Below are 10,555 nucleotides of genomic sequence, written 5' to 3'. Positions count from 1 at the left end.
CTTTAACTTTCTATGGCATTTAATATTTGTGATATTTTCTCAAAATCGTCAAAATGAGATCGAACTCCATTAATTTCCTGATACGTTTCGTGCCCTTTACCAGCAATTAAAATGATGTCTCCACTTTTTGCTAATTTTGTTGCCGTTTTAATTGCCTGCTCTCTATCTAAAATTGAAATGGTTTTTTTATAGTTTTGAGGTTCTACACCTGTTTCAATTTCATTTATAATAATTTGCGGATTTTCTGTCCTCGGATTGTCTGATGTAAAAATTACCTGCGTACTTAATTGAGATGCTAGACGCCCCATAATAGGGCGTTTAGCTTTATCTCGGTCTCCACCGCATCCCACAACGGTAATCACTTGTTCGTTCCCTGTTCTTATATCATTTATTGTTTCTAGAACATTTTTTAAAGCATCTGGTGTATGCGCATAATCAACTACTGCAGTTATGCCCTCTTTGGAAATAAAATATTGAAAACGCCCAGTTACACTTTCTAATTCGCTTAAATAAGTAAGCACTTCTGTTTTATGGAGTTTTAACAGTTTTGCCACTCCATAAACTGCCAATAAATTGTAGGCATTAAAACTTCCAATTAGCCTTGTCCACACTTCATCTCCATCTATATTTAGCAATAGACCTGTAAATTGATTTTCTAATATTTTAGCTTTAAAATCTGCCATAGTTTTTAAGGCATACGTATATTTTTCAGCATTGGTATTTTGAAGCATCAACAGTCCATTTTTATCATCGCTATTCACAAGTGCGAAAGCTGATTTTGGTAAAGAATCAAAAAATGATTTTTTTACATCTCTATATTCTTTAAACGTTTTATGATAATCTAAATGATCGTGCGTTAAGTTGGTAAATACCCCCCCTTCAAAATGCAAACCTTTGGTTCTTTTTTGATGAATACCATGAGAACTAACTTCCATAAAGCAATACTCTACACCTGCATTAACCATTTCATTTAAATAGTTGTTAATAAGTAACGAATTAGGAGTTGTATGAGTTGCTTGATGTTCTTTTTGATCAATTAAAATTTTAACTGTAGATAATAAACCTGCCTTAAAACCAGCTTTTTGAAATAACTTGTACAGTAAAGTTGCTATTGTAGTTTTCCCATTAGTTCCAGTGATTCCAATGAGTTTTAATTTTGCCGAAGGGTTTTCATAAAAATTTGAAGCTATCACAGCCAAAGCACTATCTGAATCTTCAACTTCCACATAAGTAACTCCTTCAACTAACGTAGTTGGTAATTGTTGGCATACAATTGCTATTGCTCCAGATTCTATTGCCTGACCAATAAATTTATGACCGTCAAAAACCAACCCTTTTTGAGCAACAAATAAACTCCCTTGCTGTACTTTTCTAGAATCAAAATCTATACTTACCACGTTTTTATTTGTAGCTCCATGTATAGCAGTGATAGTAACTTTATATAATATGTCTTTAATTAGCTTCAATTAAGTTAATTTTATTTTAATGGTTGCACCTTTAATTATTTTTTCTCCTTCATTTATAGATTGTTCAACAACTTTACCTGTTCCATAAAAGTTAACTTTCAATCCTAAATTTTCAAGCAAAGAAATGGCGTCCATACCCGCCATTCCTTTGACATTTGGGATCGAATTATATTCCTTGTTTGAAATAGTATAATAGGTGTTAAAGCTATTTTGAACACTTTTAAAATTTGGCATTCTCTTATCAACTTCATTAATAATATAGTTTGATGTATAAATTTTTTGTGCGATATCTTTAAATACAGGTCCTGACACATCTGCTCCATAATACCCAGTTTGAACTTTTGGTTTATGAATTACCACAATGCAAGAATATTTGGGATCTTCAGCAGGAAAATATCCTGCAAAAGAAGACACGTATTTTTTATCTTTTACCCACTCTTGATAATTTCCATATTCCGTTCTTGCAGTTCCTGTTTTACCTGCCATAGAAAAATTTTCAGCATATAGTTTTCTACCTGTTCCTTTTTCCACAACATTTTTCAGTACTTCTTGAATTTTTTTAACAGTTTCTTTTGAGCATACTGCTGGATTAATGATTTCTTTCCCGAAAGACTCCACATGTTGATCCCAAGAACGAATTTCTTTCACAAATTTTGGCTTCACCATCTCACCATTATTTGCAATTGCATTGTAAAAAGTTAATGTTTGTAATGGTGTTAATTTTAAATTATAACCGTACGCAATTGACGGCAAAGCATTTTTACTCCATAACTTATGTCCAGGACTAGGAATTAATGGAACTCCTTCTCCTTTTAAAGGCAATCCTAGACGCTTATCAACATTCATCTCTTTTAAAGCATCGATGAATTCATCCGGTTTCTTCCCAAAATTTTCCTCTATCAGTCTTGCAAAGGCAATGTTTGAAGAAACTTCTAAAGCTCTAGCGGCAGATATTTTTCCATACCCCCCTCTTTTAGAATCATTGATATACCTTCCATACATTTTATATCTTCCATTCCCTGTATCAACCACTGTACTTGTATCAATCTTACCAGATTCTAAGGCAACAACCATTGCCATTAATTTAAAAGCTGAACCAGGCTCATGAGATTCTCCAACCGCATAATTTAATCTTTCATAGTATTTCCCTTCTGAATTTCTTCCTAAATTTGAAATTGCTTTTATTTCTCCAGTTTTAGTTTCCATAACTACCACGCAACCGTGATCTGCACTGTAATACTCCAATTGTTTCAATAAAGAGTGATGAGCGATATCTTGTATGTTTACATCTATGGTAGTTACTATATCTTTACCATCTACTGGTTCTTTTTCATTATTATCATTAATAGGTTTCCATTGTCCTTTAGCAATTTTTTGCTTCATTCTCCATCCATGTCTTCCTTTTAAATAGCGTCTAAATGCACCTTCAATTCCTGGACCCCCTCTATAATCATCGTATCCTATGGTTCTTTCTGCTACTTTTCCTAATGGATGCGCTCTTACTGTTGATTGCTCAGCAATAAAACCTCCTTTATACATTCCTAAATTAAAAATTGGAAAACTTTTAATCTTCATATAATCCGTATAACCTAATTTACGAGCTATAAACAAGTATCTATTTTTGTTCTTTCTAGCCTTTCTAATTTGGGTCTCCCATTTTGATGCTGTTCCTCCCAACATTTTAGATAACTCCATAGATAAAGCCCTTATATTTTTTTCAAAATCCTCACTTTTAACTGTAAAAGCATCCATTCTAATTTCATATTGCGGCATTGATGTAGCTAACAAACTTCCATCTGCAGAAAAAACATTTCCTCTATTGGCAAAAATTGTATCGTTTCTTAATGTTAATTGTTCAGATAAACTTATATATTTATCACCATCTGCAAATTGTATGTTTGTTAAACGCACCACAACAGCTACCAGTAAAATAGTAACAAATACAAACACAATGTATAATTTGTTTAATATGCCTTTTTTGGTAACTGCCAATGTTAACTTTATTTTTTTGAAACAACTTTAATAACTTGCGGTGGATTTTCACTTGGCTTTAAACCCTGATCCAATACTTTATTTTTAATTGCCGATTCTAACTTCAGCTTCATTGAAATTGAACGAGTATCAACAAATTCTGCTCTTAATTCTTTTATTTTTTTATTGAGTTCAGCAATTTCCATTACCTTTTTATCAGAACTATGTGCACTTGCAATCATTAGCATCATTAAACCAACTAAAAACAAAATAAATCGCCAATTTTTTAAGGAATCTTTACTTATTAAGAAGTTTCCTTTTAATAAACCGTATATTTTATTTTTTACTATCGACATTAAAAAAGTGTTGCAATTCTTAATTTAGCACTACGAGCTCTATTATTTTCTTTAATTTCAGCCTTAGTTGGAACCATCATTTTACCAACTTTTTTTAATGGCACTTTTACATTTCCAAAAAAATCTTTTTCTGGCTCACCTTCAAATATTCCATTTCTAATAAATCGCTTTACCAATCTATCTTCCAATGAATGATATGAGATTACACTTAAACGCCCATTTTCATTCAACAATTCAGGCACTTGCATTAAAAATTCTTTTAAAACTTCTATTTCCTGATTTACTTCGATTCTAATTCCTTGAAATATTTGAGCAAAAATCTTGTGTTCAACTTTTTTGGGAACAAACTCACTCAAAACTTCTTTCAACTCAAAACTTGTTTTAATCTTTTTTTCAGAACGTGCCTCAATAATTTTTTTAGCAATGGCTTTTGCATTTCGTAACTCTCCGTATTGAAAAAGCACATTACTTAATTTTTCTTCCTCATAATTATTTACAACTTCAAATGCCGAAATACCATCTCCTTGATTCATTCGCATATCCAAATCTGCATCAAAACGCGTAGAAAAACCTCTTTGAGCTTCATCAAATTGATATGAAGACACTCCTAAATCAGCTAAAATTCCATCTACTTTCTTTATTCCATAAAACCTCAAATACCTTTTTATAAACCTAAAATTTTGAGGAATTAGTGTAAATCTATCATCCTTAATACTATTTTGCTGCGCATCTTCATCTTGATCAAAAGCAAATAATTTACCCCGCTCATTTAACCTACTCAAAATCTCTTTTGAATGACCTCCTCCACCAAATGTAACATCTACATATATCCCATTAGGCTTAATATTTAAACCATCTACGCTTTCTTTTAATAAAACTGGATTATGATATTTCATCTTCGCTATCTATTACATTTCCCATAACTTCTTCTGCTAAATCTGCAAAATCAACTGTTGCATCATCAATAGCTTTTTCATAGTGCTCTTTATCCCAAATTTCAATTATATTAACAGATGAAGCCAACACCACATTTTTTTCAATTCCAGCAAAAGCTTGTAAATCTTTTGGTATTAAAAGTCTTCCTGAGCTATCCAACTCAACAACTTTTACACCTGCAGTAAACCTTCTAATAAAATCATTATTCTTTTTTACAAACCTATTTAACTTATTAACTTTCGCCATCATCAAGTTCCACTCAGACATAGGGTACATTTCCAAACAAGGCTGAAAAACTGAACGTTTCAAAACAAAACCCTCTTGTAAAATTGGAGCCAACTGCTTCTTTAATGCAACAGAAAGCAATAACCTTCCCTTAGCATCCGCCTTAGCTTCATATGTTCCAATTAGATTCACCATTTTGTTTGAGATATAATTCAAAAATATAAATTTTTTCCCACATTTTTCCACTTTTACCCACTTTGTTGATAACTTTTAACATATCTAACAGATATTTACTTAGTTTTTTGAAATACAGTCAATTAATATTTTATTCACTCCTTTATTTAAAAAAAGTGTATTTTCGAAAAAAAAGCTACCTTTGTCATAGCTTAAAACTTAAAATTTAATGAGCAAAAATCTTATCAAAGAAGGTAAATATAGTTATGTAGAAGCTGGGGAAGGACAACCCCTTATTATTCTTCATGGCCTTATGGGAGGTTTGAGTAATTTTAGTGGAGTGCTAAATTATTTTTCAAAAAAAGGATATCGAGTAATCATCCCTGAATTACCAATTTATACATTACCACTTTTAAAAACCAATGTTAAAAACTTATCTAAATTTTTAAAAGATTTTATGAAATTTAAAAATTTGGATGAAGCAATTTTAATTGGAAATTCTCTTGGCGGTCATATTGCATTATACTTTACCAAATTAAATATTGACAATGTAAAGGCTCTCGTTTTAACAGGAAGCTCAGGATTATATGAGAAATCTATGGGAGATACTTACCCTAAGAGAGGCAATTACGAATATATTAAAGTAAAAACCGAAGAAGTGTTTTACGACCCTAAAGTTGCAACCAAAGAAGTTGTAGATGAAATTTTTGAATCTGTAAACGATAGAAGTAAGGTTATAAGAACTTTAGCTATTGCTAAAAGTGCTATTAGACATAATATGGCTAAAGACCTTCCAAAAATGAATATTCCTACTTGTATAATTTGGGGTAAAAATGACAGTGTTACTCCCCCTGAAGTTGCAAAGGATTTTGAAAAATTATTACCCGACGCCAATCTATTTTGGATAGATAAATGTGGTCATGCACCAATGATGGAACATCCTGAAGAATTTAATAGAATTCTTGAAAATTGGTTAAATGATAGAAACCTTTAGCAATGAAAATTAAATCCGCTAATTTTGTAATTAGCAATAGTGATGTTGCAAAATGCCCTAAAGAAAGACTGCCAGAATACGCTTTTATTGGAAGATCTAACGTAGGAAAATCATCGCTTATAAATATGCTAACAGGTCAAAATAAACTAGCAAAAACATCTGGAAGACCCGGGAAAACTCAATTAATCAATCACTTTAAAATTAACAACAATTGGTTTTTAGTTGATTTGCCTGGCTATGGTTATGCCAAAGTTTCTAAAAGCATTAAAAAAAACTTTCAAAGTTTTATAAAAAATTACTTTTTACAAAGAGAACAACTTATCTGCACATTTGTTTTAGTAGATTGCAGACATGAGCCTCAAAAAATTGATTTGGAATTTATGGAGTTTTTAGGCGAAAATGAAATTCCTTTTTGTATCATTTTCACAAAATCTGACAAACTTAAACTTTCTGAATTGAATAGAAATATTCAAGTTTATACAAAAAAAATGACCACGACCATTTGGGAAGAAATGCCTCAATATTTTGTTACTTCGGCAACTTCATCAAACGGAAAAGATGAACTACTTAACTTTATTGATAATATTAATCAAGGATTAGAAGAAGGTTTATAAAATGGGTTCAACCATAAAAAATTTACAGATTCTTTTTGAGGACAACCACTTAATTATTGTAAACAAACAATCTGGTGATATTGTACAAGGAGATAAAACTGGAGACCAACCTTTAAGCGATATTATTAAAGAGTACATTAAAAAAAATTACAACAAACCAGGAAATGTCTTTTTAGGAGTTGTACACAGGTTAGACAGACCCACAACTGGCGTTGTAGTTTTTGCCAGAACTTCAAAAGCTTTAGAACGTTTTAATAAAATGCTACGTAATAAAGAGGTGCATAAAACCTATTGGGCAGTTGTAAAAAACAAACCAAAAAATTCTAAAGACTCTTTAACAAGCTACTTAAAAAAGAATCCCAAAAACAACAAATCAACCTCTTATTCATCTGAAATAGAGGGAAGTAAAAAAGCAATTCTTCATTACAAGGTATTAAAATCACTTACTAATTATCACTTACTAGAAGTTGATTTAGAAACAGGCAGACATCATCAAATTCGCTGTCAATTAGCCTCTATAGGAAGTCCTATTAAAGGTGATTTAAAATATGGTTTTAACAGAAGCAATAAAGATGCAAGTATTCATTTACATGCTCGTAAAATTGAATTTATTCATCCTGTATCAAAAGAAAATATTTCTATTGTTGCCCCCACTCCAAAAGATGTAATTTGGGACGCTTGTAATTAAACTTTATTTTTCTTAGCCACAATTTCATCTAAACATAAATTACCAATACTACCTTTATGAGTATGATTTACTGTTTTATCTGGATAAAAATTACCTTCATTAATATTCTTTCCTACAATTTTATAAGCATCTCTAAATGGGGCTCCATTTTGAACCAATTTGTTCACCTCTTCAACACTAAACAAATACAAGTATTTCTCATCATCAACAATTGTGGTATTTACCACAATATTTTGCAAAGAATAGGTTAACATTTCCAAACAAGATTTTAAGGTTGAAAATGAAGGTATCAACCCTTCTTTCAACAATTGTAAGTCTCTATGATAACCGCTTGGCAAATTATTAGTAATTAACGTAAACTCATAAGGCAATGCTTGAAGCTTATTACATTTTCCTCTAATCAATTCAAAAACATCTGGATTTTTTTTATGAGGCATAATACTAGAGCCTGTTGTTAATTCATCAGGAAAAGAAATAAAATTGAAATTTTGACTCATATATAAGCAAATATCCATACTCATTTTTGCCAAAGTACTCGCTACAGAACTTAATGCAAAGGAAACTGATTTTTCTAATTTACCTCTTCCCATTTGAGCAGCAACTGAATTAAATTTTAAAGTATTAAAATTCAATAATTTGGTAGTTTCATCTCTATCAATTGGGAAAGAACTTCCATAACCAGCTGCTGAGCCTAACGGATTTTGATCAGCAACTTTATACGCTGCTTTTAGAAAATAAATATCATCTATCAATGTTTCTGCATACGCTGAAAACCACATTCCAAATGAAGACGGCATAGCTACTTGCAAATGTGTATAACCTGGCAATAATACATTTTCATACTGTTTTGCTAAAGCTATTAGCAAATTAAATAATTCATCAACTTCTGTATTTATTTCTGTTAAAGCATCTTTTAAATACAAATGCACATCTACTAAAACTTGATCGTTTCTTGAACGTGCGGTATGAATTTTTTTCCCAGTATCACCTAATTTTTCAGTTAATAAAAACTCAATTTTAGAATGTACATCTTCAAAAGATTCTTCTATAATAAAATTACCTTCTTCAATTGTTTTTAAAATTGAATTTAGAGCTATTTCTAAACCATTAATTTCGGTAGTAGATAGCAACCCTATTTTATGTAACATTTTAGCATGTGCCAAATTTCCTATTACATCATATTTTGCTAAAATTAAATCTAATTCTCTATCGTTACCCACAGTAAACAAATCTATTTTTTTATCTGTAGAAAATCCTTTGTCCCAAAGTTTCATCCTTAATATTTTTTAAATTATTTCTTCTAATATTTTAATATACAATTGTATCCCTTCTACAATTTCATTGATGTATATAAATTCATCTGCTGTATGAGATCGTAAACTTTGCCCTGGCCCTAATTTTAAAGAAGGGCAACTCAACACAGCTTGATCTGACAATGTTGGTGAACCATAAGTTTGTCTTCCAAGCTTAATCCCCGCTTTTACAATAGGGTGATTTTTAGGAATGGATGATGAATTTAAGCGTAGTGATCTAGGACAAACTTCTGAAGCTACATTTGATTGAATGATATCAAATACTTCCTGATTTGAATATGCATCTGTTACACGTACATCCACCACATATTTACAACTTGCAGGGATTACATTATGCTGATGACCAGCTTCAATTTGAGTAACTGTCATTTTAACCTTACCTAAAGTTTCAGATTCTTTTGGAAATTCATAGTTTTGAAACCAATGAATATCATTTATAGCATTGTAAATAGCATTATCACCAATACCATGAGCCGCATGGCCTGCCGTTCCTTTTGCTTCGCAATTTAAAACCATCAATCCTTTTTCTGCAATTGCCAAATTCATTAAAGTTGGCTCTCCAACAATTGCAAAGTCAATTTCTGGTATAATGCTAAGCATGCTATTTAAACCATTTGGTCCAGAATTTTCTTCTTCAGCAGATGCAACTATCACTAAATTATATTTCAAATCTGTTTTATTATAAAAATAAGTAAACGTAGCTAACAATGAAACTAAACAACCACCAGCATCATTACTTCCTAAACCATATAATTTTCCATCTATTATTTCGGCTTTTAAAGGATTACGAGTATAACCTTTATTAGGCTTTACCGTATCATGATGTGAGTTTAATAAAATGGTTTTTTTAGAAAAATCAAAGTATTTATTTTTTGCCCAAACATTATGTTTATCACTTTCAAATTTAATATTATGATTCGAAAAATATTGCATAATTAATAATGCAGTTTCATTTTCTTCACCTGAAAAAGATTGGGTAGAAATTAATTTTTGAAGCAACTCTATTGCTCCATCTGTTAGTTGTTGTATCATTATTTTAAACTTAAAGTGGTATATTTAGTTGTAGTAGAATTTATTAATGAAGCGTCTCCTATTTTTACTTTTCCTACTCCATTTTCTAACGCATTAAAACAATTTTGCAGCTTTGGCAACATTCCATTTGCTATAATACCTTCATCTACTAACTGTTTATATTTTTTTAAATTTATTTTTTCAATTATTGAATTTTCATCTTCTATGTTTTTTAAAACACCTTGCAACTCAAAAACATAATTTATTTCTGTTTCAAATAACTTACTCATACCAATTGCTATTTCAGCGGCTATGGTATCTGCATTTGTATTTAATAATTGACCTTTTTTATTATGGGTAATTGCACAAAAAACTGGTGTAATCTTATTTTCTAACAATAGCGATATCATTTCTGGATTTATTTTATCAATATCTCCAACAAAACCATAATCAACATCATTTATATCTCGTTTATGAGCAATAATGACATTAGCGTCAGCCCCAGTTAAACCCATAGCATTACAATTAAATTGTTGTAGTTTTGCAGTAATATTTTTATTTAATAACCCTGCATAAACCATTGTTACAACTTCTAAAGTTTCTGCGTTAGTAACCCTTCTACCATTCACCATTTTTGAAACTAGCCCCATTGCAGATGAAATTTCAGAAGCTCTTTTACCACCTCCATGGACTAATATTTTAGGCTCTTTCAATGTTGAAAAGTTTTTTAAAAAAGAGTTTAAAACATGTTCATCATTAATAACATTTCCTCCAATTTTTACAATTTGTAATTTTTGTTTTTCCATT

General features: G+C 30.8%; 11 protein-coding genes. 3 read left to right on the top strand and 8 right to left on the bottom strand.

Translation table 11 applies throughout. The features are described from left to right. Window positions 1–2: 2 nt before the first annotated feature. From ACFQZW_RS01580 to ACFQZW_RS01560, 5 genes are read right to left on the bottom strand one after another with little or no spacing between them, the layout of a single operon-like run. Window positions 3–1,466 carry a UDP-N-acetylmuramoyl-L-alanyl-D-glutamate--2,6-diaminopimelate ligase gene (locus ACFQZW_RS01580; RefSeq protein WP_386781348.1) on the bottom strand — a complete coding sequence of 488 codons (1,464 nt, stop codon included), beginning with the start codon at window positions 1,464–1,466 and terminating at the stop codon, window positions 3–5. Beyond that, window positions 1,467–3,458 (bottom strand): penicillin-binding protein, encoded by a 1,992-nt coding sequence (locus tag ACFQZW_RS01575; RefSeq protein ID WP_386781347.1) that lies wholly within the window; start codon window positions 3,456–3,458, stop codon window positions 1,467–1,469. An 8-nt stretch (window positions 3,459–3,466) separates the two neighbouring features. After that, complete coding sequence (locus ACFQZW_RS01570; RefSeq protein ID WP_298287250.1) at window positions 3,467–3,793, bottom strand: FtsL-like putative cell division protein; 327 nt, start codon at window positions 3,791–3,793, stop codon at window positions 3,467–3,469. Beyond that, window positions 3,793–4,689 (bottom strand): 16S rRNA (cytosine(1402)-N(4))-methyltransferase RsmH, encoded by an 897-nt coding sequence (rsmH, locus tag ACFQZW_RS01565; RefSeq protein WP_386781346.1) that lies wholly within the window; start codon window positions 4,687–4,689, stop codon window positions 3,793–3,795. Before rsmH ends, ACFQZW_RS01570 begins: the two co-directional genes overlap by 1 nt. Beyond that, entirely contained in the window at window positions 4,676–5,149 is a 474-nt protein-coding gene (locus ACFQZW_RS01560; protein ID WP_372801261.1) for a division/cell wall cluster transcriptional repressor MraZ, read from the bottom strand. Before ACFQZW_RS01560 ends, rsmH begins: the two co-directional genes overlap by 14 nt. A gap of 208 nt (window positions 5,150–5,357) precedes the next feature. Between ACFQZW_RS01560 and ACFQZW_RS01555 the strand changes: the two genes are divergently transcribed. The 3 genes from ACFQZW_RS01555 to ACFQZW_RS01545 are packed head-to-tail and all read left to right on the top strand — an operon-like array spanning window position 5,358 to window position 7,424. Beyond that, a complete protein-coding gene (locus ACFQZW_RS01555; RefSeq protein WP_298263617.1) occupies window positions 5,358–6,122 on the top strand; it encodes an alpha/beta fold hydrolase in 765 nt (254 codons plus the stop codon). 2 nt (window positions 6,123–6,124) lie between these two features. Further along, the gene (gene yihA / locus ACFQZW_RS01550; RefSeq protein WP_298263618.1) at window positions 6,125–6,736 is read left to right on the top strand and encodes a ribosome biogenesis GTP-binding protein YihA/YsxC; all 612 of its coding nucleotides are present in this window, start codon (window positions 6,125–6,127) and stop codon (window positions 6,734–6,736) included. A 1-nt stretch (window position 6,737) separates the two neighbouring features. Next, complete coding sequence (locus tag ACFQZW_RS01545) at window positions 6,738–7,424, top strand: RluA family pseudouridine synthase (protein ID WP_298263619.1); 687 nt, start codon at window positions 6,738–6,740, stop codon at window positions 7,422–7,424. Here the strand turns inward: ACFQZW_RS01545 and argH are convergent. Genes argH through argB form a run of 3 tightly spaced genes read right to left on the bottom strand, consistent with a single transcriptional unit; the run spans window position 7,421 to window position 10,554 of the window. Continuing rightward, window positions 7,421–8,698, bottom strand: a complete 1,278-nt coding sequence (gene argH, locus ACFQZW_RS01540; protein ID WP_298263620.1) for an argininosuccinate lyase — start codon at window positions 8,696–8,698, stop codon at window positions 7,421–7,423. The genes ACFQZW_RS01545 and argH overlap by 4 nt on opposite strands. A 12-nt stretch (window positions 8,699–8,710) precedes the next feature. After that, window positions 8,711–9,769, bottom strand: coding sequence for a M20 family metallo-hydrolase (locus ACFQZW_RS01535; RefSeq protein ID WP_386781345.1), 1,059 nt, complete (start codon window positions 9,767–9,769; stop codon window positions 8,711–8,713). Continuing rightward, window positions 9,769–10,554: an acetylglutamate kinase gene (gene argB / locus ACFQZW_RS01530; protein ID WP_372801266.1), complete on the bottom strand. Its 786-nt coding sequence runs from the start codon at window positions 10,552–10,554 to the stop codon at window positions 9,769–9,771. Before argB ends, ACFQZW_RS01535 begins: the two co-directional genes overlap by 1 nt. Window position 10,555 lies beyond the last annotated feature (1 nt).

It is taken from the genome of Lutibacter aestuarii (assembly GCF_042676885.1).
Lineage (GTDB): Bacteria > Bacteroidota > Bacteroidia > Flavobacteriales > Flavobacteriaceae > Lutibacter > Lutibacter aestuarii.
The sequence above is the reverse complement of the archived record's forward strand: the minus strand, read 5'-3'. Positions and strand labels throughout refer to the sequence as shown.

Bases quoted from the DNA above. Each gene is read 5' to 3' on its own strand.
- yihA (WP_298263618.1), top strand. From the start codon at position 6,125: ATGAAAATTAAATCCGCTAATTTTGTAATTAGCAATAGTGATGTTGCA.
- ACFQZW_RS01545 (WP_298263619.1), top strand. From the start codon at position 6,738: ATGGGTTCAACCATAAAAAATTTACAGATTCTTTTTGAGGACAACCAC.
- argB (WP_372801266.1), bottom strand. From the start codon at position 10,554: ATGGAAAAACAAAAATTACAAATTGTAAAAATTGGAGGAAATGTTATT.
- rsmH (WP_386781346.1), bottom strand. From the start codon at position 4,689: ATGAAATATCATAATCCAGTTTTATTAAAAGAAAGCGTAGATGGTTTA.
- ACFQZW_RS01555 (WP_298263617.1), top strand. From the start codon at position 5,358: ATGAGCAAAAATCTTATCAAAGAAGGTAAATATAGTTATGTAGAAGCT.
- ACFQZW_RS01560 (WP_372801261.1), bottom strand. From the start codon at position 5,149: ATGGTGAATCTAATTGGAACATATGAAGCTAAGGCGGATGCTAAGGGA.
- ACFQZW_RS01570 (WP_298287250.1), bottom strand. From the start codon at position 3,793: ATGTCGATAGTAAAAAATAAAATATACGGTTTATTAAAAGGAAACTTC.
- ACFQZW_RS01535 (WP_386781345.1), bottom strand. From the start codon at position 9,769: ATGATACAACAACTAACAGATGGAGCAATAGAGTTGCTTCAAAAATTA.
- argH (WP_298263620.1), bottom strand. From the start codon at position 8,698: ATGAAACTTTGGGACAAAGGATTTTCTACAGATAAAAAAATAGATTTG.